The organism is Pseudomonas helleri, assembly GCF_001043025.1.
In the GTDB taxonomy this organism is placed as follows: domain Bacteria; phylum Pseudomonadota; class Gammaproteobacteria; order Pseudomonadales; family Pseudomonadaceae; genus Aquipseudomonas; species Aquipseudomonas helleri.
In genome coordinates this window covers 571,615-595,793 of sequence record NZ_JYLD01000001.1, presented here as the reverse complement: position 1 = coordinate 595,793, position 24,179 = coordinate 571,615, and the positions used below count along the sequence as shown (strand labels likewise).

Below are 24,179 nucleotides of genomic sequence, written 5' to 3'. Positions count from 1 at the left end.
ACCTTAACGCCGCCCATCCCAATGATAGATGGCGTTTTTTGTGTGCCAGTTTGCTGTGTTATGGCGGCTGTGCGCGGGAGGCCTTCGTGCCTGCCGGGGTTCCTATGCTCCCGATTCTCAGCCCGCGTACGGCTGCCACCTTTAGCCTGAGAACCAATGGTGGTAGCTCTGAATCCCATAGGAGCTTCAAAAATGACCACCTCTTCCCCGATCAAAACCCTTGGCGTCGTGACCTTTGGCCCTTGCGGTGCAGGCGACCATCAGTTGTTTCGTGTAAACCCGGATATCCCGCTGCGCCAAGCGCTAGAACAAGTCTCGGCCTTACTGTTCTGCGCCAAAAAGCTGGCCCTTGATGCTGCCTTGGAACACGACGGCGAACGCCATGCCTGGGCCTCGCACTACCTGTGCGACATGGGCAAAGCCGTCATCGACGACCTGTGCCTGCACGACCTCTAACCCACCCCACCAATCTGTAGGAGCGAGCTTGCTCGCGATCTTTTGATCTTCCCAAAGATCGCGAGGCTCACGCCTACAGATGAACAGCACTAAATCGACTATCCTCGCAGCCTCAGCAAGCGCGCAGCGGCATAAAGGAAGTCCCCATGGCATTTGATTTGAGCAACACCTTGGTCGTCGGTATTTCCGCTACCGCGCTATTCGACATGAGCGAGTCTGACCAAATGTTCAAGGAAGGCCTCGAAACCGACCCTGAGAGCGCGATCCCCAACTACCGCCGCTACATGCAAGAGCGTGAAAACGAACTGCTGAAACCCGGCACGGGGTACTACCTGGTCAAAGCCCTGCTGGACCTGAACCGGCATCGCAAAAGCGACGACCAAGCGCCGCTGGTCGAAGTGGTGGTCATGTCCCGCAACAGCCCGGACACCGGCATCCGCGTGCTTAAAACCATACGTCACGACCAACTGGCAATCACCCGCTCGGCCTTCACCGGCGGCGAGTCAGTGGCCGATTACATCGATGCTTTCGATGTGGACCTGTTTTTGACCACCAACGTCGAAGATGCGCAAAAGGTCATCGACTCCAGACAATGCGCCGCAGCGATCCTCACCGCACCCCCGGCCAACGCCCCGCAAATCCCCGAAGGCCAAGTGCGCATCGCCTTCGACGGCGACGCCGTCCTGTTCTCCGACGCCAGCGAACTGGTCTACAAAACCAAAGGTTTGGTCGCCTTCCAGGCGCAAGAAGATGCGCTGCAACACACCCCCATGGAAGAAGGCCCCTACGCCAGCCTGTTAAAAAAATTGGCCAGCCTGCAAGAACGCCTGCCCACCGGCAGCAAAGACTCCCCCATCCGAATCGCCATCGTGACCGCGCGCAATTCCCCCTCAGAAATGCGCGTCATCAACACCCTGCGCGCTTGGGGAGTCTACGTCGACGAAGCCTTCTTCCTCGGCGGCGTCGGCAAAGCCAAAGTACTCACCGCCTTCAACCCGCACATCTTCTTCGACGATCAAGACATCCACCTGGAAGCCGCCGCCACCCTGGTGCCTTCCGGCAAAGTGCCGTACCTGACGCGCACAAACGTACTGGAGCTACCGGCTCCGGCTGACAAGGAAGGGGGTGTGTTGGAAGTGGCCGATTCGGGGGTTGAGTCGGCTGAGCCGTAGAAAGACTCAATACAAAGAAAGATGGCGCACCAGGCGGGATTCGAACCCACGACCCCTGCCTTCGGAGGGCAGTACTCTATCCAGCTGAGCTACTGGTGCAACGCGGGCGCCATGATACTCATCTGCGTGTCGCCCGTCCATGCCGCTGATTCGTCGGGTGTTTCTTTGTGCGTTATGGGGTATTAATGAGGACTAGGTGAGAAAAGGGTGAAATCAGGCCGTTTGTTCTTTTTTTCGAACAGCCTATTGTCCTTTACCCCTGTTGACCCTAGGATTCGTTTGAGATTTCAAACGCTCTTGTCTGAGTGCTGAATCGCACGGCTTATTCTTTGTGCGCTATCCAAGTACTTTGGCAGTGAATGACTTCCTGACGGCAGCCTTCTATGGCGCCTTTCTTCTATCAATAATTCGCCCCGCCTCTGTGCGGTGCTGTTAAGGAAAGCCAACATGCAGCTCAAAGACGCACAACTGTTCCGCCAACAAGCCTATATCGATGGTGCTTGGGTCGATGCGGACGGTGGTCAGACGATCAAGGTTAACAACCCGGCCACGGGCGAAATCATCGGTTCCGTGCCAAAAATGGGCGCGGCTGAAACCCGTCGTGCGATTGAAGCCGCAGACAAGGCGTTGCCAGCCTGGCGTGCACTGACCGCTAAAGAGCGTGCAGGCAAACTGCGTCGCTGGTTTGAGCTGTTGATTGAAAACCAGGACGACCTGGGCCGTCTCATGACCCTGGAGCAAGGCAAGCCACTGGCTGAAGCCAAGGGCGAAATCGCTTACGCCGCTTCGTTCATCGAGTGGTTCGCTGAAGAAGCCAAGCGCGTCTATGGCGACGTGATTCCAGGCCACCAGCCTGACAAGCGCCTGATCGTGATCAAACAACCGATCGGTGTGACCGCTGCCATTACGCCGTGGAACTTCCCGGCCGCCATGATCACCCGTAAAGCAGGCCCGGCACTGGCCGCAGGTTGCACCATGGTGATCAAGCCGGCTTCGCAAACTCCGTTCTCGGCCCTGGCACTGGTTGAGCTGGCGCACCGTGCCGGCATTCCAAAAGGCGTGTTGAGCGTTGTGACGGGCAGCGCTGGCGACATCGGCGGCGAGCTGACCAGCAACCCGATCGTGCGCAAGCTGTCCTTCACCGGTTCGACCGAAATCGGTCGTCAACTGATGGCCGAATGCGCCAAGGACATCAAAAAAGTTTCTCTGGAACTGGGCGGCAACGCGCCGTTCATCGTGTTTGACGACGCTGACCTGGATAAGGCCGTCGAAGGCGCGATCATCTCCAAGTACCGCAACAACGGCCAGACCTGCGTGTGTGCCAACCGCCTGTACATTCAGGATGGCGTGTACGACGCATTCGCAGAAAAACTCAAAGCGGCTGTGGCCAAGCTCAAAATCGGTAACGGTCTGGAAGAAGGCACCACCACCGGCCCGCTGATCGATGACAAGGCTGTGGCCAAAGTCAAAGAACACATCGCTGATGCACTGAGCAAAGGCGCAACCCTGCTGGCAGGCGGCAACAGCCTGGAAGGCAGCTTCTTCGAGCCGACCATTCTGGTCAACGTGCCGAAAAACGCTGCCGTGGCCAAAGAAGAAACCTTCGGCCCGCTGGCACCGCTGTTCCGTTTCAAAGACGAAGCCGAAGTGATCGAAATGGCCAACGACACCGAGTTCGGTCTGGCGTCGTACTTCTATGCGCGTGACATGAGCCGCGTTTTCCGTGTTGCAGAAGCACTGGAATACGGCATGGTCGGCGTTAACACCGGTCTCATTTCCAACGAAGTCGCGCCATTTGGCGGCATCAAGGCGTCGGGCCTGGGCCGTGAAGGCTCCAAGTACGGCATCGAAGACTACCTGGAAATCAAATATCTCTGCCTGAGTATTTAACTCGGCGGGTGGTTCAGCAGAAGGGGCACGAGAGCGATGCTCCCTCTGTGTTTCAAACTGTTAATTTTTGTGGCCGGGCGCGCCATGCCAGTCGATCATCGCATGCTGGCATCGGTGCTACCCAGGCGCGTCAGCCTTGAACCACGCCGTTAGATAAACGGCGAATGAGGAACACCATGAGCAACAAGACCAACGCATCTTTGATGAAACGCCGTGAAGCCGCTGTCCCTCGCGGCGTTGGCCAGATCCACCCGATTTTTGCCGAGTCGGCAAAAAACGCGACCGTAACCGACGTTGAAGGTCGTGAGTTCATCGACTTCGCGGGCGGTATCGCGGTACTGAACACCGGTCACCTGCACCCGAAAATCATTGCCGCCGTGCAAGAGCAACTGACCAAGCTGACCCACACCTGCTTCCAGGTACTGGCTTACGAGCCGTACGTAGAGCTGTGCGAAAAAATCAACGCCAAGGTCCCAGGCAACTTCGACAAGAAGACCCTGCTGGTGACCACCGGTTCGGAAGCCGTTGAAAACGCCATCAAGGTTGCCCGCGCAGCCACTGGCCGTGCTGGCGTGATCGCGTTCACCGGCGCTTACCACGGCCGTACCATGATGACCCTGGGCCTGACCGGTAAAGTCGTGCCTTACTCGGCCGGCATGGGCCTGATGCCAGGCGGTATCTTCCGCGCTCTGTACCCGTGCGAGCTGCATGGCATCAGCGTTGACGACTCCATCGCCAGCATCGAACGCATCTTCAAAAACGATGCCGAGCCTAAAGACATCGCTGCCATCATCATCGAGCCAGTTCAGGGCGAAGGTGGTTTCTACGTGGCGCCGAAAGCGTTCATGGCTCGCCTGCGTGAACTGTGTGACAAGCACGGCATCCTGCTGATCGCTGACGAAGTACAAACAGGCGCGGGTCGTACCGGCACCTTCTTCGCCATGGAACAAATGGGTGTTGCAGCTGACCTGACCACCTTCGCTAAATCCATCGCTGGCGGCTTCCCGCTGGCGGGCGTGTGCGGCAAGGCCGAACTGATGGACGCCATCGCTCCAGGCGGCCTGGGCGGCACCTACGCCGGTAGCCCGATCGCGTGTGCGGCGGCACTGGCTGTGCTGGAGGTGTTTGAAGAAGAGCACCTGCTGGACCGTTCCAAGGCAGTGGGCGAGCATCTGGTATCTGGCCTAAAGGCTATTCAGGCCAAGTACCCGGTGATCGGCGACGTTCGTGCGCTGGGCGCCATGATCGCGGTCGAGCTGTTCGAAGGCGGCGACGCACACAAGCCAAACGCAGCAGCCGTGGCTCAAGTCGTCGCTAAAGCGCGTGAGAAAGGTCTGATCCTGCTGTCGTGCGGCCCGTACGGCAACGTTCTGCGTGTTCTGGTGCCGTTGACCGCTCCAGACGAGTTGCTGGACAAAGGCCTGGCCATTATCGAAGAGTGCTTCGCTGAGCTGGCGTAAGCCCGCCGTGAAGGTGTGACTCGATAGACAAAAAAAACCGCTTCGGCGGTTTTTTTTGCTTTAAGCGATTCAGACATGTGATTTTTCTGTATCCATGCGTTGCCATTGTCTAAGGTGCAGGCATTGCGCTGGGAGCAGATTGAATGGCCGTTGTAGATTTATCCGTTGTACCGAGCGTATTGATTGCCGAGGCCGATCCGTGGTCCCGGGATCTACTCAAGCAAGTGGTGCTGAGTGTTCGGTGTGACGCGCAGTTGGATGTGTGCGGTGAAGGGCAGCAGGCACTCTTGCTGCTGAGCCAAAAAAGTTATGACCTGGTGATTTCAGACCGGGACCTGCCCGGTGTCAGCGGGCTGGATGTGTTGCGCAGTGTGCGCCAACGTCGTCGCAGCCCGGCCTTGCCGTTTATTTTAGTCAGCAGCCGCAATGACAGCGCCAGCGTACGCGAAGCCTTGCCGTTGGCGCCCACCGCCTACCTGACTAAACCACTGGACCTGAGCGGTCTGACCAAGCGTCTGCAGGGGCTGTTACTGAGCGCGGGGCAAGAGGTACTGTGTGACGTGCCGTCACTGGCGCCCGGCATGACCCTCAAACGTTTTCTGACACAGCGCCGGGCGTCTTCGGATGGCGCACCGCTGTGGATCGATGCGCGGGCAGCGGTCAAGCGCAGCCTCAGCCCTGACGGCCTCAACCTGTCGGCGCTGGAAGATGAAGTGTGCAAAGACCCGCAAATTACCGCCGTGCTGATTGCTGCGGCCAATAGCGCTGCGCAGCACCTTGCGCGGCCCGCCCAGACGCTGACCCACGCCTTGCAGCGGCTGGGCCCGGCGCAAAGCATGAACCTGGTGCAAGGGCTGACGCTCAAGCACAGCGCGCAACTGAACGACCCGCGTCTGGCCGATTACGCCGAGCACCAGTGGGCGGTGTCGTTGCGCGCGGCAGAGTACGGTCGCACCTTGGCAGGCATGCTCAACCTCGATCAGCAGCGCTGCTACTGTGCGGGTTTGCTGTACCGCCTGGGTGATCTGGCGGTGCTGCGCTGTTTGCAAGAATGGCAGCAGGCGGGGGGCGAGCTGGACACGCAGGTGATTGACGAGTCCCTGGCCGAGTTTGGGGCCGCCTACGGCTCTGCGTTGCGCACACGCTGGCGCTTGCCGCTGGAGCTGCGCGAGTTGATCGCGGCGGTGTATCACCTGGGAGGCGGGGTGTACTCGCGAGAGGCGCTGGTCATGAACCTGGCCGGGCAGTTGGCGGTGCTGGAATCAGAAGAAGGCCTGGATGCGCTGGCCAGCAGCAAGACCGCGCGTTTGCTGCGGGTAGGCACGGCAGAACTGTCACGCCTGATGAGCAAGGTGCAAAGCACCGTCTAACCTTGGCAAATCTGTAGCCGCTGACGAGGCACGAAGGCTGCGATGCGGGCCGCAGGACCGCTGTTTTGGGTCGCTTCGCAACCCATCGCAGCCTCATGCTTCGTCAGCGACTACCGTGGTAGTCGCTGCCCGCAACCGCTCTTAAACCGCCGCAGGGCGCAGCGAGTAGGTTTTCAGCTGTTTGGCAAATTCACGCAACGAATGAATCCCGCTGGCTTCCGCCTCATGGACCCATTCCTTGATCGCCGCCAGCATGTCGTGACCATTGGTGCTGGTCTTGATCCAGATCTGTTGCAGCGCCAGACGCTTTTCATAGATCACTTTGAGCGATTGGCTGTGCTCCAGCAGGGTTTCGATACGCTGGTGATGGCGCTCTTCCAGCAGGCTGGTTTCACGCGACAGCAGGCGCTTGGCCCGGCGGAACTGGTGGCGAACCGAGTGATCGACCTTGGCCAGCTCTTGCTGCACCAGCGGTGCGATCACCAGCTTGCGGTACTGCGCCATGATCTGGAACCGGTTGTTGAGGATCGCCATCGCGGTGTCCATGTCCAGGCTGCCTTTGCCTTCGACCCGGTGGGCGATAGGCGCAACCCGCTGAACCTTGGCCAAACGCAAAAAGCTGAACACTTTGATCCACGCCCAACCCAAGTCGAACTCCCACTTCTTGACCGACAGCTTGGCCGAGTTGGGGTAGGTGTGGTGGTTGTTGTGCAGCTCTTCGCCACCAATGAGGATGCCCCACGGCACCAGATTGGTCGCAGCATCGCGGCACTCAAAGTTGCGATAACCGACCGCATGGCCCAAACCGTTGACCACGCCCGCGGCCCACACCGGGATCCACATCATCTGCACGGCCCAGATAGTCAGGCCGATGGCGCCGAACAGCAGCAAATCAATCACCAGCATCAGGGCTACGCCCAGCAGCTTGTAACGCGAATAAAGATTGCGCTCGATCCAGTCTTCAGGGCAGTTTTTGCCGTAAATGCGTAGCGTTTCAGCATTCTGTGCTTCTTCGCGATACAGCTCTGCACCTTTTCGCAAAACGGTCGATAACCCTTTGACGACCGGGCTGTGCGGGTCATCGGCGGTTTCACATTTGGCGTGGTGTTTGCGGTGGATGGCCGTCCACTCGCGGGTGTTCTGCGCGGTGGTCAGCCACAACCAGAAGCGGAAGAAGTGTTTCAGGCCACCGTTGAGTTCAAGTGAGCGGTGAGCTGAGTAGCGGTGAAGATAAACCGTGACACCGATAATGGTCACGTGGGTCATCAACAGGGTGACTGCAACCAGTTGCCAGGCTGACAAGTCAAGAAAACCGTTGTACCACATAGGCTGTTTGGCCCTCGGGAAGATGAAATAAATTGCAACACGCATTATCACCATGCAGCCATTTAAAACCAGTCGCCCTTTGAGATAAGAGTGGCTGGATGTTTCTTACTCTATAATTCCCATTTTTTTGTAGGCGTTATAACTTTCTCATGTCGGTTTCTTCTCGCAATGCCCTGCGTGCAGCCCTGCTTTACGGGTTGTTATCGGTAGCCTGGCTGCAAATAACTGATCATTTATTGAGCAGTTTTTTGGACGACTCGGCGCAGTTGGCGCACTGGCAGCTCATCAATGGCTATGTGTGGGTGTTTGTCAGCGCCGTTCTGATCTTTGTTGCCCGCTCCCAACTGTTGGGTTTTCTCGGCGGGAGCGCCAGCTTGAAGCGCCAACGCGAGGATCGCGAGCGTCTGCGCCAAGCGGCAGCGGTGTTTGATTGCACCCGTGAAGGGGTGCTGGTCACTGACCGTACGGGTGCAATTGTGCATGTGAATCGGGCGCTGGTTGAAATCACCGGATATACGGTCGAAGAAGTGCTGGGTAAACGGCCCAACATGTTCAAGTCTGGTCACCATGACCTTGAGTTTTACCAGGGTGTTTTCAAGTCCTTGCAAGAAACCGGCGACTGGCACGGCGAGATCTGGAACCGGCGCAAAAACGGTGAAATCTACCCGCAGTGGCAAACCGTGCGGGCCATCACCGACGAAAAAGGCCAGCTCACCCACTATGTCGCGGTGTTCACCGACATTTCGGCTATTAAAAAATCCCAGACGGACCTGGCGCGGCTGGTCCACCATGACCCGCTCACTGACCTGCCCAATCGTTTGCTATTCACCGACCGTACCGAGCAGGCCTTGACCTCTGCGCAGCGCCACAAGACAGGCTGCGCGCTGCTGATGATCGACCTTGATCATTTCAAAATTATTAACGACAGCCTTGGGCATAACGTCGGCGACCTGTTGCTCAAGGCGGTCAGCGGGCGTTTACAGCGCGTGTTCGGCAAAGGCTATACGGTGGCCCGGCTGGGCGGCGACGAGTTCGCCGTGCTGATCGAAAATTGCTCAAATGCGAGCCGCGCCGAGGTGCTGGCGCAGCAAGTGCTGGAGGCCATGAAAGCAGCGTTTGAGGTCACCAGCCATCAACTGTTTGTGAGCGCCAGCGTGGGCATCAGTGTGTTCCCCGGCGATGCGCTGAACGCCGAGCAACTGCTGCGCAATGCCGACTCGGCGCTGTTCAAGGCCAAAAGTGCGGGCCGCGAAGGCTACGCGCTGTACACCGAAGAACTGACCGTGCACGCCCTTAACCGGATCGAGGTGGCCAGCGACTTGCGCCGGGCGCTCGAGCAGCAAGAGTTGCGGGTGTATTACCAGCCGGTGCATGACCTGAAAACCAGCCGCCTGATCGGGGTTGAAGCTTTGGTGCGCTGGGAGCACCCGCTGCGGGGGCTGGTGCCTCCGGGGGAGTTTATCCCGATCGCTGAACGCACCGGCCTGATAGCCGAAATTGACGCCTGGGTGCTGGAACAAGCCTGTTGGCAGATGTGCCAGTGGCAATCGGCAGGCGTGCATTTGTCGTTCGTGGCGGTGAATATCTCCAGCCGTCTGTTCGCCCGCCCGGAGCTCTATACGCTGGTGTCCACCGTGTTGACCGACAGCGGTCTGGACCCGGCCTTGCTGGAGCTGGAAGTCACGGAAAGCGCGGTGATGGAAGATTCTCAAGGGGCGCTGGAGCAGATGCACCGTCTGCGTGCGCTGGGGTTGCGCCTGGCCATTGATGACTTTGGCACCGGCTTTTCATCGCTGCTGCGCCTCAAGCAACTGCCTGTGCAAAAACTCAAAATTGATCAGGGTTTTGTCGCAGGCTTGCCGGAAGACAATGACGACGTGGCGATTGTGCGCGCGGTCATTGCCCTGTCCCAAAGCATGGGCTTGCAGGTGCACGCCGAAGGCATCGAGCACATCGAGCAGGCGCAGTTCCTGCTCGACTTCAAGTGCGATCTGGGCCAGGGCTACTGGTTTGGCCGCCCGGTGCCTGCCAGCGAACTGGATTGGCAGCGGGCGCCCGTCATTCGCACCTGAGCGCTGCCTCAGGCTTTCTCGGGTGGCAGCTCAGGCAGTGCGCGAAGGGCTGTCTCATACCACTCGGTGTTGAAGGCGCGGTCTTCGTCGAGCATCGCGTCGATCTCGATGGCCAGTACGTGGGCCATCAAGTTCAAAATCTCTTCGCGCTCATAACCGACCAGGGTCAGCTTATTGAAGGTGGCCTTGGCCGCGGGCGGATTGTCGCTTTCGATCTGGTTTTCAATCGCCTGGGTCAGGGTGGATTCGGCGAATTCTTCTTCGTCGTTGTCGATATCAGTTGGCTCGCTCATGGGCAGGCTCCTTAAGGTAAGGCCGGCAGTTTAGCGGTATTCAGCGCAATGATGCTGCTGGTCAGCTTAGCGGCGAAGCTCTATAACAGCTGCTGCCAACCCCAACATGGCCTGGAGGCTTTGTGATGCTCAAGCTTTATGGATTCGCTGTCAGTAACTACTACAACATGGTCAAGCTGGCGCTGCTGGAAAAGGGCCTGCCGTTTGAAGAGGTCGCGTTTTTTGCTGGCAAAACCCCAGAGGCGCTGGTAGTCAGCCCTTGCGGCAAAGTGCCGGTATTGGGCGTCGAGCAGGGCTACGTCAACGAAACCAGCGTGATCCTCGACTACATCGAACAGACCCAGCCGGGCCCCAAACTGCTGCCGACCGATCCCTTTGAGCGCGCCCACGTGCTGGCCATCGCCAAAGAAATCGAGTTGTACATCGAGTTGCCCGCCCGTGCGTGCTACGCCGAAGCGTTCTTCGGCACGCAAGTCCCTGAGGCGATCAAGACCAAAGCCAAGGCTGAGTTGCTGCACGGCATTGCGTCGCTGTCGCGTCACGCAACATTTGCACCCTATGTTGCGGGCGACACCCTGAGCGTGGCAGACATTTACTTCCTGTACAGCGTCACCCTGGCCTGTGGCGTGGGCAAGAAAGTCTTCGGCCTGGACCTGCTGGCCGAACTGCCAGGCGCCAAGGCGCTGCTGGAGCACCTTGAGCAAAACCCGCACGTTAAACGCATCGCGGCAGACAAAGACGCAGCAATGCCGCAGTTTTTGGCGTGGATTAGCAGCAAAAAATAAGAGCGCCAAAGCACCCGACCTGTAGGAGCTGCCGAGGAACGAAGGCTGCGATCTGTTGATTTAAAGATCAAAAGAACGCAGCCTGCGGCAGCTCCTACAGGCGTTGTGTTTAACGGCTGGCCAGCAAGGCCTTGCCGCGAACCACTGCCGCTTTCACCTGGGCCGGCGCTGTGCCGCCAATGTGATTACGGGCGTTGACCGAACCTTCCAGGGTCAACACGGCAAACACGTCGTCATCAATCTGATCGCTGAACTGGCGCAGTTCTTCCAGGCTCATTTCGGCCAGGTCTTTGCCGGTTTCCACGCCGTATTTCACGGCATGGCCAACGATTTCGTGGCAGTCACGGAACGGCAGGCCACGGCGCACCAGGTAGTCAGCCAGGTCAGTTGCTGTCGAGAAACCGCGCAGCGCCGCTTCACGCATGATCGCGTGCTTGGGCTTGATCGCCGGGATCATGTCGGCAAACGCACGCAACGAGTCACGCAGGGTATCGGCGGCATCGAACAGCGGCTCTTTGTCTTCCTGGTTGTCCTTGTTGTAGGCCAATGGCTGGCCTTTCATCAGGGTCAGCAGGCCCATCAGGGCACCGAACACGCGACCGCTTTTGCCACGTACCAGCTCTGGCACGTCGGGGTTTTTCTTTTGCGGCATGATCGAGCTGCCGGTGCAGAAGCGGTCAGGCAGATCAATGAACTGGAACTGCGCGCTGGTCCACAGCACCAACTCTTCGGAGAAGCGCGACAGGTGCATCATCGCAATGCTCGCGGCGGCGCAGAATTCGATGGCGAAATCGCGATCCGAGACGTTGTCCAGCGAGTTGCCGCCCACGGCGTCAAAGCCCAGCAGTTGCGCGGTCAGCTCACGGTCGATCGGGTAGGTGGTGCCCGCCAGTGCGGCGCTGCCCAGCGGCATGCGGTTGGTGCGTTTGCGGCAGTCTACCAGGCGCTCGTAGTCGCGGCTGAGCATCTCGAACCAGGCCAGCATGTGATGCCCGAAGGTCACCGGCTGAGCGGTTTGCAGGTGCGTAAAGCCCGGCATGATGGTCTCGGCTTCGCGCTCGGCTTGCTCCAGCAGGCCTTTTTGCAGGCGTGTGATTTCAGCCAAGATGAGGTCGATTTCATCACGCAGCCACAGGCGAATATCGGTGGCGACCTGGTCGTTACGGCTGCGCCCGGTGTGCAGCTTTTTACCGGTCACGCCGATGCGGTCTGTCAGGCGCGCTTCGATGTTCATGTGCACGTCTTCCAGGTCGACGCGCCAGTCAAAAGTGCCGGCCTCGATTTCGCTCTGGATGGTTTTCAAACCGTCGATGATGCTGTCGCGCTCTGCATCGGTCAGCACACCGACCTTGGCCAGCATGGTGGCGTGGGCCACGGAGCCCATGATGTCGTGGCGATAAAGGCGCTGGTCGAAAGTGACCGAGGCAGTGAAGCGCGCAACGAAGGCGTCGACGGGTTCACTGAAGCGGCCGCCCCAGGACTGATTGGTCTTGTCGGTGCTCATGGATTCGCTCGTAATCGGCTGAGTGGGAGTACATAAAAAGTTACTGCGGATCATAACAGGGTTGCCATTCAAGGCGTTGACGCAGGTCGGCAGGTTTTAACGGATTTGAGGTATAAACAAAATACCGAAACGAATTGTATAGATTGGCCCCATTCGTCTTGGCAACCGTCTACAGTTGGTCGTATGGAGCAGTCTTTGCAGGTCTTTGTAGCTTGTTGGACGCATCCGGTATTAAATCGAGCAACAGACACAGGTGAATTTTGCTGTGCGACTTGCGGCACTTTTTGGCCTTCACGCTAGTCTTAGCGTGGATCGCTGTGACAGCCGTCACTTCACCTGTCTACGCTATCCTTGTGCGAGACTCACGCAGGAATACAGCGCTATATGAATGTCCTGATCGTTGATGACGAAACCTTGGCCCGAGAGCACTTGAGCCGTTTGCTCAATGCTGTTGGGGGTTATACGCCGCTGGAGCCCGCCGCTACTCATGGCGAAGAGGCTCTGAGCCTGATCGAAAGCCTGAAGCCCGATGTCGTTCTTCTCGACATCCACATGCCGGGCCTCGACGGTTTGCAGGTCGCTGCCAAATTATGCGAGCGCGAATTGCCACCCGCCGTGGTGTTTTGCGTAGCGCCTGACGAGTTCTCTGTTCAGGCCCTGCAAGACAGCGGTGTGAGCTACGTGCTCAAGCCGGTCAGCGCCGAGGCCCTTACTGCGGCCTTAAAAGACGCGCACCGGCCTAACCGTGTGCAACTGGCGGCCCTGACTCGGCCAGCCGCGCAAACGGGCAGCGGGCCGCGCAGCCACATCAGTGCCAGAACCCGAAAAGGCATTGAACTCATCCCTATCGACAAAGTGATTTATTTCATCGCTGACCATAAATACGTGACCTTGCGTCACGAGGGCGGCGAAGTGTTGCTCGATGAGCCGCTCAAAGCCCTTGAAGACGAATTCGGTGAACGCTTTGTGCGTATCCACCGCAACGCGCTGGTGGCGCGTGACCGTATCGAACGCCTGCAACGTACCCCGCTGGGGCATTTTCAGCTGTTCCTCAAGGGGCTTAATGGCGATGCGCTGATTGTGAGCCGCCGCCACGTGGCGGGCGTGCGCAAAATGATGCAGCAGCTCTGACACGGCAAATGGTCATTGTGGTGGGAGCGGGCTTGCTCGCGATTCAGGCGGCGCGGTATGCCTGAATCATAGGGTCGATGCCATCGCGAGCAAGCCCGCTCCCACGCGCTATTTATTCGCCCTCCTGTAACGGATGGCCTGCTCCTGGCTTAATCGGCCACGTACTTTCTGATACAAGTCAAAGCTGTTTTGGCTGAGCTGTTATTATCAGCCGTATCTTTTCAGTACGGATTGATCCATGTCCTCTCGCGAAATCCGCATCGCTACCCGTAAAAGCGCCCTGGCTCTGTGGCAGGCCGAATACGTCAAAGCCCGTTTAGAGCAGGCTCACCCAGGTCTTGTGGTGACGCTGGTGCCGATGGTCAGCCGTGGCGACAAGCTGCTGGACTCGCCGCTGTCGAAAATCGGCGGCAAGGGTTTATTCGTCAAAGAGCTGGAAACTGCCCTGCTCGAAAACGAAGCTGACATCGCCGTGCACTCCATGAAGGACGTGCCGATGGACTTCCCTGAAGGCCTCGGTCTGTTCTGCATTTGCGAGCGCGAAGACCCGCGTGACGCTTTTGTCTCCAATACCTTTGCCAGCCTCGATGCCTTGCCGGCCGGCAGTGTGGTCGGCACGTCGAGCCTGCGCCGTCAGGCTCAGTTGCTGACCCGTCGACCAGACCTCGAAATCCGCTTTCTGCGCGGCAACGTCAACACGCGTCTGGCCAAGCTCGACGCCGGTGAATACGACGCCATCATCCTCGCCGCTGCGGGCCTGATCCGCTTGGGCTTTGAAGACCGCATCACCTCGGCGATCAGTGTCGAAGACAGCCTGCCAGCCGGTGGCCAGGGCGCCGTGGGCATTGAATGCCGCAGCGCGGACCACGAAATTCACGCGTTGCTGGCGCCGCTGCACCATGCCGACACGGCAGTGCGCGTGACCGCAGAACGTGCGCTCAACAAACACCTCAATGGCGGCTGCCAAGTGCCCATCGCCTGCTATGCCGTGCTGGAAGGCGAGCAGATCTGGCTGCGTGGCCTGGTCGGTGAGCCCGCCGGTGGCACATTGCTGAGCGCCGAAGCACGTGCCCCGCACAGTGCCGCAACAGCGTTGGGTGTGCAGGTCGCCAAAGACCTGCTGGCACAAGGCGCCGGTGAGATCCTTAAAGCGGTCTACGGCGAGGCGGGTCACGAGTGACAGGCTGGCGCCTGCTGCTGACCCGACCCGCTGAGGAGTCGGCAGCACTCGCGAACGAGCTGGCCACTGTGGGTGTGTTCAGCAGCAGCCTGCCGCTGCTGGCCATCGAACCGCTGGCATTGACTCAAAGCCAGCGCGAGATGGTCGCCCACCTGGACCGCTATTGCGCGGTCATCGTGGTCAGCAAGCCCGCTGCGCGCCTGGGCGTGCAGTGGGTCAGCCAGTATTGGCCGCAAGCGCCTGAGCAGCCGTGGTTCAGTGTGGGTGCCGCCACTGCGCAGATTCTCGCCGAGCATGGCCTGGATGTTAGCTACCCTTTATCCGCAGATGACAGCGAGGCCTTGCTGGCGTTGCCCGCGTTTACCCAAGCGGTGACGTGCAGCGAGCCCAAGGTGCTGATCGTGCGCGGCGAGGGCGGACGCGAAATGCTCGCCGAGCGTCTGCGCCAGCTGGGCGCGCAGGTCGATTACCTTGAACTGTATCGCCGAACGCTGCCGTCTTACCCGGCTCACACACTGCTTCAACGCATAAAAGCGGAACGCCTGAACGCGCTGGTGGTCAGCAGTGGACAGGGATTTGAACATTTGCAGCAGTTGGCAGGTGATGCCTGGCCCCAACTGAGCGGTATGACATTGTTTGTTCCAAGCCCTCGCGTTGCGCAGATTGCGCGCGATGCTGGGGCCAAAAACGTTGTGGATTGCCGTGGCGCGAGCGCTGCGGCTTTGCTGGCGGCGCTACGGGCACATCCCGTACCTGCTTTCTAACGCAAAGGATGGATACGTGAGCGAAACAGTCTTGCCAAAAGAACACGTGCAGCCCGCGCCAGAAGCGCCGGTTGAAAAACCTGTCATCAAGCCTGAGCGCCGGGGCAATGGTCTGGCCGCCTTCGCGCTGTTGCTCGGCGCTGCCGGCATCGCGGTCGGCGGTTGGGCGGTGTGGCAGATGCGCCATCTGGAAGCCAGCACTGCCGAGCAGTTGGCAGAAGTGCAGGCGCTGGGCGCACAAACGCTGTCGATCAAACAAAGCGAGCAGCAACTGCTGACGCGGCTCAACCAGTTGCCTTCGGCCAACGACCTGGATAACCAGCGTCAATTGGTGGTGCAACTGCAAGGCGATCAGCAACGCTTGAATCAACGCCTTGAGACCGTGCTGGGGGCGAGCCGCAAAGACTGGCGCCTGGCCGAGGCCGAGCACTTGTTGCGTCTGGCCAGCCTGCGCTTGTCAGCGCTGCAAGACATCAGCAGCGCCCAGGCGCTGGTGCAGGGCGCCGATGACATTTTGCGCGAGCAGAATGATCCGGGTTCGTTCGCTGCCCGCGAGCAACTGGCCAAGAGCCTCGCCGCCTTGCGTAGCGTCGAACAGCCAGACCGCACGGGTGTGTTCCTGCAGTTGGCAGCCTTGCGTGATCAAGTGTCGCAACTCACCGCGCTGGCGCCCGAGTTCAAGGACTCCGGCGATTCGTTGCTGGGCCTGACCGCCGATGGCGACGGGGCAAGCCGCTGGGAGCAATGGTGGGATGAAATCTCCCATTACATCCGTATCGACTTCAATGCCGACAAAAATGTGCGGCCGTTGCTGGCAGGGCAAAGCCTGACCCAAGTCCGTCTGGCCTTGAGCCTGGCGCTGGAGCAAGCGCAGTGGGCTGCGCTTAACGGTCAGGCCTCGGTCTACACCCAGGCTTTGGCGCAGGCGCAAGAGGTGCTCAAAGGCAACTTCAACCAGGACAACGCGCAAAGCCAAAAAATGCTGGAGCAAGTGGTTGAGCTGAGCAGGCAGCCGGTCACGGTCAAGACGCCGGACCTGGCGGGCACCTTGAGTGCGATGCAGGCCTACCTTGAGCGTCGGCATGTCGAGGCTGACGAACCGGGTCGTGCGGCTGCCAAACCGGCCGAGGAGGCCCGCCCATGAAGCGTCTGTATGTGATTGTGTTCTTGTTGATTGCGGCCGCTGCGTGCGTCGGCCTGGCAATCTCCGAGGACGCAGGCTACGTGCTGGTGGCTTACAAAAACTTCCGCTACGAATCCAGCCTGTGGGCGTCACTGGCTGTGCTGGTGATCCTGTGGCTGGTGATCTGGGGCATCAAGCTGTTGGTTGAGCTGTTCAGCGTCTCGACTGGCCTGGTCAACCCGTGGTCAAGGCGTAACCGCAGCCGTCGCATTCAACTGGCGATCGAACAAGGCCAGATGGACTTGGCCGAGGGCCGCTGGGCCAGCGCGCAAAAGCACCTGACCCGCGCCGCAGAAGCCGAGCGCCAACCGTTGCTGTTCTACCTCGGTGCCGCGCGTGCGGCCAACGAGCTGGGTCGTTACGAAGAAAGCGACAGCCTGCTTGAGCGCGCCCTTGAGCGTCAGCCCCAGGCCGAACTGGCGATTGCCCTCAATCATGCGCAACTGCAAGTTGATCGCGCAGACACCGAAGGCGCCCTCAACACCTTGCAAGCCATGCACGAACGCCATCCGCATAACGTGCAGGTGCTGCGCCAGCTTCAGCGCCTGCACCAGCAGCGCGGCGACTGGTCGGCACTGATCCGCCTGCTGCCCGAGCTGCGTAAAGACAAAGTCTTGCCTGCCCAGGAACTGGCTGAGCTTGAACGCCGCGCCTGGGGGCAAAACCTTGGCCTGGCGGCGCAACGCGACACGGGCGGCGAGGCCGGGCTGCAATCGTTGACCCTGGCCTGGCAGCAACTGACCTCGGCACAGCGTCAGGAGCCCACCCTGGTATTGGCTTATGCCGAGCAATTGCGCCGCCTGGGGGCACAGTCAGAGGCCGAAGAAGTAGTGCGCGGTGCGCTCAAGCGCACGTACGACAGCCACTTGGTGCGCCTGTATGGCTTGCTGCGTGGTAGCGACCCGGTCAAGCAATTGCAGACCGCAGAAGGCTGGCTCAAGGCGCACCCGGCGGATGCCAGCTTGCTGCTGACCCTGGGCCGCCTGTGCTTGCAGAACAGCCTATGGGGCAAGGCGCGGGACTACTTTGAAAGCAGCCTCAAGCTTGAGCGCAACCCAGAAACCTGCGCAGAGCTTGCACGGCTCCTGGCCCAGTTGGGTGACACGGCGCGCAGCAATCAGTTGTTTCAGGAAGGCCTGAACTTGCTGGATGAACGCTTGCTGGCGCTGCCTTTACCGCAATAGAGCGTTTTGTAAACACCCCCTGTGGAAACGGTCATCGGCCGTTATCACAGGGGGGAACCGTTTTTTAGGCGCGACAAGAAATTTCGTACGCTATCTGCACTAAAGCCTTTCAGCAGTTGTTGGTGATTCCCTACAAGCTTACGGAAGTATCCGTATTGGCTGGCCTTGAAAGGGCTATTGGCTTTCCTCTACCGTACCCGCCTGTCTATTTTGTTACGGAAAAGCCATGTTGTTGGCCTGCTCACGTTTCATATTCCTTTTGGCGTTGGTTGCCAGTGCTGCGGTGCTGGGCGCCTCTTTGTATCTGGAGTACGGGCCCGGGCTGAGCCCCTGTTTGCTCTGCCTGGTGCAACGCTATCTGTTACTGGCTTTTGGTGCGGTCAACCTGATCGCCTTTGTCCATGCGCCGCGTGCCATCGGCGTACTGGTTTACTCAATGGTGTCCATGCTGCTGGCTCTGGCGGGTTTGGCCAGTGCCACCTGCCAAGTGCTTTATCAGCGTTTACCGGCGCAGCAGTTGATGATTTGTCAGCCAGATTTGGCGCAACTGTGGAACAACCTGTCACTGGGGGACCTGTTTACGTCGGTCTACCGCGGGACCGAAGCCTGCGCACACATCCAGTGGACACTCTTTGACCTGAGCATCCCCGAGCTGAGCATGCTGGCATTTGCAGGTTTGGCGGCGCTGAGTCTGTTCCAGTGGGTGCGCTATTTTTTACCGGGTAAAAAGCCCCGTCCTGCGACCAGAAGTAGCACTTCGTATTAAACGCTTGTATGAACTTTCTCTCGTGCGTACCTTGAAGCAGTTGCTTGGCGGGCATAATCTGGCCCGCACGCATTGTTGGAGTTATGTCGCCCATTGCCGGTGTATCTGCACAGGTTTTGGTCCACACAGGCCCGGCTCGATCGGGTGGCATGGGCCCACTAGGGAAGAGAGATCATCATGCTCGAAAGATGTCAGAGTGCTCAGGAACGCTTCAATGGTGTTCACCAGTTGGTAGACCGCTGGTTGCATGAGCGCAGCAAGCTTGTGAGTGCTTATGCGGCTGTCATTGATCAGCAGCGCAATCCCAAACGCGGGCCTCAAAAAGAGTTCTGCCAACTGCTGGTTGATTACGTTTCTGCGGGCCACTTCGAAATTTATGAGCAGCTCAACGCCGAAGCGAAAGCATTCAATGATGAGCGCGGGCTCGCGTTGGCTGAGATCATCCACCCCCGAATCAACGTCATTACCGAAGCCGCTTTGGCCTTTAACGAGCACTGCGACGGCAAGGCGCATCGCCCGGATTGCGAAAAACTCGCCAGCGAATTCAAAACACTCGGCGCCTTGCTCGATGAGCGTTTTGAGCTTGAAGACTGCTTGATCGAAGTGTTGCACAGCGCGCACAAACAGAAAGAAGCCGCCCAAGCCTGATACCCCATTCGGTAGGAGCGAGCTTGCCTCGCGATCTTTTGATCTTTTAAAAGATCGCGAGGCAAGCTCGCTCCTACAGATAGTTGTCTTATTGCACCTTCAGCAACTCGATTTCAAACACCAGCGGCGTGTAAGGCGCGATCAAATCCCCTGCGCCTTCTGCCCCGTACGCCTGATTGGACGGTATCACCAGCCGCCATGTAGAACCGGTTGGCATCTGCGCCAGCGCCAAGCGCCACCCATTGATCACGCTGTCCAGACGCAACCATTGTGGCTGCGTGCTCTGATCGAAAATCGTACCGTCCGGCAAACGCCCCACATAGTTCACGTACACCGAACTCTGAGCATCAGGTTTTGCCCCGGCGCCTGCCTTGAGTTCAGTCGCCAAAATGCCGTTGCCTAACTCGCGAACGCCGGTTTTCTGTTTTTCTTTTAATAAAAAATCACGCTCGGCGTTCAGTGCAACTTCGCTCTGCGGTTGCGCGGGCTCGGCATCGATTTGCGCCTGGTGCGCCGTCAATATTTGCTCGATTCGTTCATCACTCAGCGCTAGCGGCTTGCCTTCATAAGCGCTGCGCAAGCCGTCGATCAATGCCTGGATCTGTAGCTGCGGCACGTCTTCGCGCAAACGCTCGCCAAGGCTCGCACCCAAGCTGTAGGCCAGGTCGTGCGCGGCTTGCGGGCTTTGCGCCGGGGCCGCATGGGCCGAACAGGCAACGCACAACAGAGTCAATAAAAGGGCGCGCGACATGGGCAGTCTCCGGTCTTCAGTGCCAGCGATTATGCCAGTGCGAGCACGATTGTTTGGGGGAAATATCGGGGGCTTTAATAAACGCAGAAGTGGCCAAAAAATTTATCTGAACAGGCCTGTAAAAAGTGATCTGGCACAAGTTTTCCGGCGCTATGCAACCCGCTGCTATGGTTAGTGTCAACATGATCTAGCGGCGGTTCTTACAGAGGTCTAGTATGAGCCGCACTCACTTCAGCCAGGAGGTAAACCATGTCGGCCAACAAGAAGTCTGTTAATACGCCGTTGCACTTGCTCCAACAACTCTCAGGCAGCCTGCTTGAGCATTTGGAAAGCGCCTGTTCCCAAGCGCTGGCTGATGCTGAGAAGTTGCTCGCCAAGCTTGAAAAACAACGCGGCAAAGCTCAGGAAAAACTGCACAAGGCACGTGAAAAACTGCAAGAAGCCGCTCACGCTGGCAAGTCCAAGGCACAGGCTAAAGCCAAGTCTTCCGTGAAAGAACTTGAGCAACTGCTGGACTCGCTCAAAGACCGTCAAACCGAAACGCGCGCTTACATCCAGCAACTCAAGCGTGATGCTCAAGAAAGCCTCAAGTTGGCCCAAGGCATTGGCCGGGTTAAAGAGGCCGTTGGCAAGGCCCTGACGGCTCGCACCGCCAAACCTGCTGCCAGCGCTAAAAAGCCTGCGGCCAAAGCACCGGTTGCCGCCAAGGTGCCTGCTAAACCTGCTGCTAAAGCACCGGCCAAAGCAACAGCAGCGGCCAAGCCTGCGGCTAAAACCGCGGCGGCAAAACCCGCTGCCAAACCGGCCGCTGCTAAAGCGCCAGCCGCCAAACCGGCGACAACCCGTACCGCTGCTGCAAAACCTGCTGCTGCCAAAGCTCCTGCATCCGCAGCCGCCAAACCAGCGGCCAGAACCTCGGCGGCCAAGCCCGCAGCAAAACCTGCTGCTAAACCTGCAGCGGCCAAACCGGCTTCCACAGCGGCCAAGGCACCTGCCAAGCCAGCGGTTAAACCTGCGGCCAAACCCGCTGCCAAGCCAGCCGTGAGAAAGCCAGCTGCCGCCAAGCCAGCCGCCAAGCCTGCGGCAAAACCTGCAACTACGCCTGCAACCACCGCAACCGCAGCGCCAACACCGGCGGCTGCACCCGCTGCGGCGACACCCGCAACGCCGGCGACAACCCCTACCAGCGCTTCTTAAGCGTGGTTGATTGCGGCGCGCAGCGTTTGCAGCGCGCCGTGATCAGGGTGTTCAACCCCGCTGACCAGTCTTTGCAGCCAGTCGCAGTTGTCTTGCGATTGCGCAGGTAACCAGCCCAGGGTTGCCGCCTCCAGCCGTCGCAATAACGTCCTTTCTGCCTCCAGCTCCAAGCCTTTGATCAGCCCGCGTAACGCAGACAATTCGTCATCGTGCGTGGCCGCTTCGCGCCATTGCGTGCGTAATTGGCGCAAGGGCTGCACGACGTCGCGTTGCCAAGGCTCGGCGCAGGCCCGCAAGCACTCAAAACGCGCCTCATCGCAGGCGATACGCTGGTGTTCCAGCCAGGCTGCGCACAGCAGCAGGCACACATCCAGGCCCTGACGTTGCAGGCTTAAACAGGCGTGCTCAATGCCGGGCAGGGCATAGACCTTCAAACAGTAATTCCACAGATCGGTCTGCATAGTGCAATTCGCGCCAGTTGAGAGGGAAGCTGGTAGACTCCGCGGCCATTATGATCCGACTTCAGAACCTGACTTTACAGCGTGGCCCTCAGCGTCTGCTAGAAGACGCCGAGCTGACCCTGCACGCCGGCCACAAAGCCGGTTTGGTCGGCGCCAATGGCGCCGGTAAATCCACTTTGTTCGCCTTGCTGCTGGGTGAGTTGACGCCTGATTCCGGGGATTGTCTGCTACCGGCCGACTGGCGGATTGCCCACATGCGGCAAGAAATCGACACCCTCGATCGCATTGCGATCGACTACGTGCTCGATGGCGACCAGCGCTTGCGCGAGGTTCAAGCCAATCTTGCCCAGGCTGAGGCCGCCCAAGATGGTGCCGCGCAGGCGCGCTGGCATGCCGAACTGGACAGCGCCGACGGTTACACCGCTGATGCCAGGGCGCGCAAAATGCTCGCCGGGCTGGGGTTTACCAACGAACAAATGGACCGCCCGGTCGCCGACTTCTCCGGCGGCTGGCGGATGCGCCTTAACCTGGCCCAGGCCCTGATGTGCCCGTCCGATCTGTTGTTGCTCGACGAACCGACCAACCACTTGGACCTCGACGCCATTCTGTGGCTCGAAGACTTCCTCAAAAGCTACCCCGGCACCATGCTGCTGATCTCCCACGACCGGGACTTCCTCGACGCCGTGGTCGATAACATCGCTCACGTCGAACAGCGCAAAATCACCCTCTATCGCGGGGGTTACAGCGCCTTTGAACGTGCCCGCGCCGAGCGTCTGGCCCAGCAACAACAGGCCTACGAGAAGCAGCAGGCGCAACGTGCGCACATGGAAAGCTACATCGCCCGTTTCAAGGCCCAGGCCACCAAGGCCCGTCAGGCGCAGAGCCGGATCAAGGCCCTTGAGCGCATGGAAGAATTGAGCGCGGCCCACGTCGACTCACCGTTCAACTTCGTGTTCCGTGAAGCGGTCAAACTCTCCAGCCCGTTGCTCGACTTGTCTGACGCGCGCCTGGGGTACGGCGACAAAACCATCCTTGAGAAGGTCAAGCTGCAACTGGTGCCGGGTGCCCGCATCGGCCTGCTCGGCCCTAACGGTGCCGGTAAGTCGACCCTGATCAAAAACCTGGCGGGTGAGCTGGTTCCGCTGGCGGGCCGTCTGGCCCGCGGCGAAAACCTGTCGGTCGGTTACTTTGCCCAGCATCAGCTCGACTCACTGGACTCCAAGGCCAGCCCGTTGCTGCACTTGCAGCGTCTGGCGCCGACCGAGCGTGAGCAAGTGTTGCGTGACTTCCTCGGCGGGTTCGACTTTCGCGGGGCGCGCATCGACGAGCCGGTGCTGAACTTCTCGGGCGGTGAAAAAGCCCGTCTGGCCCTCGCGCTGATCGCGTGGGAACGCCCGAACCTGTTGCTGCTCGACGAACCGACCAACCACCTTGACTTGGAAATGCGCCTGGCCCTGACCATGGCCTTGCAAGAGTTCAGTGGTGCGGTGCTGGTGGTGTCTCACGATCGTCACTTGCTCAAAAGCACCACCGACGAGTTCTTGCTGGTAGCCGATGGCAAAGTCCAGGAGTTCGACGGCGACCTCGACGACTACGCCCGTTGGCTGGCTGATTACCGCCTGCGCAATGCGCCGGTGAGCAACACCGTAATCAACCCGGACAAGACCGATAAAAAGGCCCAACGTCAGGCGGCGGCTGCGTTGCGTCAGCAATTGGCACCGCACAAGCGTGAAGCCGACAAGCTCGAAAGCGAGTTGGGCAAAGTCACTGAAAAGCTCGCCCGGATCGAGACCAGCCTCGGTGACAGCGGCGTCTACGAGGCGGCGCGCAAAGATGAGCTGCGTGAGTTGCTGGCCGATCAGGCCAAGCTCAAAGTGCTCGAAGGCCAGCTCGAAGAGCGCTGGATGGAAGCCCTGGAAGTGCTTGAGACCTTGCAAGCCGAACTGGAAGCCCTGTCCTGATGGAGTCGCTCAACTTACCCGTACCGGCCGAGTTGATCGCGCCCCTGTGGATTGGCGTGCAGATCTTGCTGATCCTGCTGGCGGGGTACTTCCTGCAACGCGTGGTTGCGCGTTTTCTGACCCGCCTGGGCGAGCGTTACCCTTTGCCGTCGCAGTTGCTGTTGCCGCTGCGAGGCGGGCTGCGCTGGTTCATCATGGGCAGCGCGGTCATCTTCGTTCTCGAACGCCTGGGCGTCTCGGCGACGGTGTTATGGACCGCGCTGTCAGGCTTTGTGGCGGTGGCGGCGATTGCCTTCTTCGCCATGTGGAGCGTGTTGTCCAACCTGCTGTGCGCGGTATTGATCTTCACCGTGGGGCCGTTTCGCATTGGCGATGTGGTGGAGTTGCTCGACACCCTCGACAAGCCGGGGGTCAAAGGGCGCGTTGTGGCCATCAACCTGCTGTACACCACCCTGGTTGAGCCTGCCGAAACCGGCAGTGGCAGCAGCATGGTGCAAGTCCCCAACAGCTTGTTCTTCCAGCGCTCCGTGCGCCGCTGGCGCGAAGGCGATCTGTAAACACCCTTCCCTCTGTAGGAGCGAGCTTGCCTCGCGATCTTTTGATCTTAAAAAAGATCGCGAGACAA

Annotated in this window: 22 protein-coding genes, 1 tRNA gene and 1 pseudogene; 18 read left to right on the top strand and 6 right to left on the bottom strand. The window is 59.3% G+C overall.

Features of this window, described 5'->3' with window-relative positions:
* Nucleotides 1-192 precede the first annotated feature (192 nt).
* Nucleotides 193-456: a DUF3077 domain-containing protein gene (locus TU84_RS02600; RefSeq protein WP_048366924.1), complete on the top strand. Its 264-nt coding sequence runs from the start codon at nucleotides 193-195 to the stop codon at nucleotides 454-456.
* 146 nt (nucleotides 457-602) lie between these two features.
* Complete coding sequence (locus TU84_RS02595; RefSeq protein WP_048366923.1) at nucleotides 603-1,628, top strand: 5'-nucleotidase; 1,026 nt, start codon at nucleotides 603-605, stop codon at nucleotides 1,626-1,628.
* 22 nt (nucleotides 1,629-1,650) lie between these two features.
* Here the strand turns inward: TU84_RS02595 and TU84_RS02590 are convergent.
* Nucleotides 1,651-1,727: transfer RNA gene (locus TU84_RS02590), tRNA-Arg, on the bottom strand.
* A 348-nt stretch (nucleotides 1,728-2,075) separates the two neighbouring features.
* Here TU84_RS02590 and gabD point away from each other — a divergent pair.
* The 3 genes from gabD to TU84_RS02575 all read left to right on the top strand — a co-directional run bounded on the left by gabD (nucleotide 2,076) and on the right by TU84_RS02575 (nucleotide 6,348).
* On the top strand, nucleotides 2,076-3,518 hold the full coding sequence (gene gabD / locus TU84_RS02585) for an NADP-dependent succinate-semialdehyde dehydrogenase (protein WP_048366922.1): 1,443 nt from the start codon (nucleotides 2,076-2,078) through the stop codon (nucleotides 3,516-3,518).
* A gap of 176 nt (nucleotides 3,519-3,694) precedes the next feature.
* Nucleotides 3,695-4,978, top strand: a complete 1,284-nt coding sequence (gene gabT, locus TU84_RS02580; RefSeq protein ID WP_048366921.1) for a 4-aminobutyrate--2-oxoglutarate transaminase — start codon at nucleotides 3,695-3,697, stop codon at nucleotides 4,976-4,978.
* Nucleotides 4,979-5,121: 143 nt separating this feature from the next.
* Nucleotides 5,122-6,348 carry an HDOD domain-containing protein gene (locus tag TU84_RS02575; RefSeq protein ID WP_048366920.1) on the top strand — a complete coding sequence of 409 codons (1,227 nt, stop codon included), beginning with the start codon at nucleotides 5,122-5,124 and terminating at the stop codon, nucleotides 6,346-6,348.
* A 141-nt stretch (nucleotides 6,349-6,489) separates the two neighbouring features.
* Here TU84_RS02575 and desA read toward each other — a convergent pair whose 3' ends face one another.
* A complete protein-coding gene (gene desA / locus TU84_RS02570) occupies nucleotides 6,490-7,674 on the bottom strand; it encodes a delta-9 fatty acid desaturase DesA (RefSeq protein WP_048366919.1) in 1,185 nt (394 codons plus the stop codon).
* A gap of 149 nt (nucleotides 7,675-7,823) precedes the next feature.
* Between desA and dibA the strand changes: the two genes are divergently transcribed.
* Nucleotides 7,824-9,746, top strand: coding sequence for a phosphodiesterase DibA (dibA, locus tag TU84_RS02565; RefSeq protein WP_048366918.1), 1,923 nt, complete (start codon nucleotides 7,824-7,826; stop codon nucleotides 9,744-9,746).
* 8 nt (nucleotides 9,747-9,754) lie between these two features.
* Here the strand turns inward: dibA and TU84_RS02560 are convergent, their stop codons facing one another.
* A complete protein-coding gene (locus TU84_RS02560) occupies nucleotides 9,755-10,039 on the bottom strand; it encodes a hypothetical protein (protein WP_048366917.1) in 285 nt (94 codons plus the stop codon).
* 125 nt (nucleotides 10,040-10,164) lie between these two features.
* Between TU84_RS02560 and TU84_RS02555 the strand changes: the two genes are divergently transcribed.
* Nucleotides 10,165-10,824 carry a glutathione S-transferase family protein gene (locus tag TU84_RS02555; protein WP_048366916.1) on the top strand — a complete coding sequence of 220 codons (660 nt, stop codon included), beginning with the start codon at nucleotides 10,165-10,167 and terminating at the stop codon, nucleotides 10,822-10,824.
* A gap of 109 nt (nucleotides 10,825-10,933) precedes the next feature.
* Here the strand turns inward: TU84_RS02555 and argH are convergent, their stop codons facing one another.
* The gene (gene argH, locus TU84_RS02550; protein WP_048366915.1) at nucleotides 10,934-12,328 is read right to left on the bottom strand and encodes an argininosuccinate lyase; all 1,395 of its coding nucleotides are present in this window, start codon (nucleotides 12,326-12,328) and stop codon (nucleotides 10,934-10,936) included.
* A gap of 265 nt (nucleotides 12,329-12,593) precedes the next feature.
* Between argH and TU84_RS25990 the strand changes: the two are divergent.
* The 8 genes and pseudogenes from TU84_RS25990 to TU84_RS02515 form a co-directional block, all read left to right on the top strand.
* A pseudogene (locus tag TU84_RS25990) lies at nucleotides 12,594-12,716 on the top strand (sensor histidine kinase); the annotation flags it as partial.
* Entirely contained in the window at nucleotides 12,713-13,459 is a 747-nt protein-coding gene (locus TU84_RS02545; RefSeq protein WP_048366914.1) for a LytR/AlgR family response regulator transcription factor, read from the top strand. The pseudogene TU84_RS25990 and the gene TU84_RS02545, both read left to right, overlap by 4 nt.
* A gap of 238 nt (nucleotides 13,460-13,697) precedes the next feature.
* The gene (gene hemC / locus TU84_RS02540) at nucleotides 13,698-14,639 is read left to right on the top strand and encodes a hydroxymethylbilane synthase (RefSeq protein WP_048366913.1); all 942 of its coding nucleotides are present in this window, start codon (nucleotides 13,698-13,700) and stop codon (nucleotides 14,637-14,639) included.
* Nucleotides 14,636-15,403 (top strand): uroporphyrinogen-III synthase, encoded by a 768-nt coding sequence (locus tag TU84_RS02535; RefSeq protein WP_048366912.1) that lies wholly within the window; start codon nucleotides 14,636-14,638, stop codon nucleotides 15,401-15,403. The genes hemC and TU84_RS02535 overlap by 4 nt, the downstream gene beginning before the upstream one ends.
* A 16-nt stretch (nucleotides 15,404-15,419) precedes the next feature.
* On the top strand, nucleotides 15,420-16,547 hold the full coding sequence (locus TU84_RS02530) for a uroporphyrinogen-III C-methyltransferase (RefSeq protein ID WP_048366911.1): 1,128 nt from the start codon (nucleotides 15,420-15,422) through the stop codon (nucleotides 16,545-16,547).
* Nucleotides 16,544-17,770 carry a heme biosynthesis protein HemY gene (locus TU84_RS02525; protein ID WP_048366910.1) on the top strand — a complete coding sequence of 409 codons (1,227 nt, stop codon included), beginning with the start codon at nucleotides 16,544-16,546 and terminating at the stop codon, nucleotides 17,768-17,770. Before TU84_RS02530 ends, TU84_RS02525 begins: the two co-directional genes overlap by 4 nt.
* Before the next feature lie 226 nt (nucleotides 17,771-17,996).
* On the top strand, nucleotides 17,997-18,536 hold the full coding sequence (locus tag TU84_RS02520; RefSeq protein ID WP_048366909.1) for a disulfide bond formation protein B: 540 nt from the start codon (nucleotides 17,997-17,999) through the stop codon (nucleotides 18,534-18,536).
* A gap of 177 nt (nucleotides 18,537-18,713) precedes the next feature.
* On the top strand, nucleotides 18,714-19,184 hold the full coding sequence (locus tag TU84_RS02515) for an Rsd/AlgQ family anti-sigma factor (protein WP_048366908.1): 471 nt from the start codon (nucleotides 18,714-18,716) through the stop codon (nucleotides 19,182-19,184).
* Nucleotides 19,185-19,272: 88 nt separating this feature from the next.
* On the opposite strand, the gene TU84_RS02510 is transcribed toward TU84_RS02515, so the two are convergent.
* Nucleotides 19,273-19,848: an FKBP-type peptidyl-prolyl cis-trans isomerase gene (locus TU84_RS02510; RefSeq protein ID WP_409348653.1), complete on the bottom strand. Its 576-nt coding sequence runs from the start codon at nucleotides 19,846-19,848 to the stop codon at nucleotides 19,273-19,275.
* Nucleotides 19,849-20,184: 336 nt separating this feature from the next.
* On the opposite strand from TU84_RS02510, the gene TU84_RS02505 reads away from it, so the two are divergent.
* Nucleotides 20,185-21,132: an AlgP family protein gene (locus TU84_RS02505; protein WP_048366906.1), complete on the top strand. Its 948-nt coding sequence runs from the start codon at nucleotides 20,185-20,187 to the stop codon at nucleotides 21,130-21,132.
* Here TU84_RS02505 and TU84_RS02500 read toward each other — a convergent pair.
* Nucleotides 21,129-21,593, bottom strand: a complete 465-nt coding sequence (locus TU84_RS02500; protein ID WP_048366905.1) for a TIGR02444 family protein — start codon at nucleotides 21,591-21,593, stop codon at nucleotides 21,129-21,131. The two genes, TU84_RS02505 and TU84_RS02500, sit on opposite strands and share 4 nt — an antisense overlap.
* A 50-nt stretch (nucleotides 21,594-21,643) precedes the next feature.
* Between TU84_RS02500 and TU84_RS02495 the strand changes: the two genes are divergently transcribed.
* A complete protein-coding gene (locus tag TU84_RS02495; protein ID WP_048366904.1) occupies nucleotides 21,644-23,554 on the top strand; it encodes an ATP-binding cassette domain-containing protein in 1,911 nt (636 codons plus the stop codon).
* Nucleotides 23,554-24,111, top strand: a complete 558-nt coding sequence (locus TU84_RS02490; protein ID WP_048366903.1) for a mechanosensitive ion channel family protein — start codon at nucleotides 23,554-23,556, stop codon at nucleotides 24,109-24,111. Before TU84_RS02495 ends, TU84_RS02490 begins: the two co-directional genes overlap by 1 nt.
* Nucleotides 24,112-24,179 lie beyond the last annotated feature (68 nt).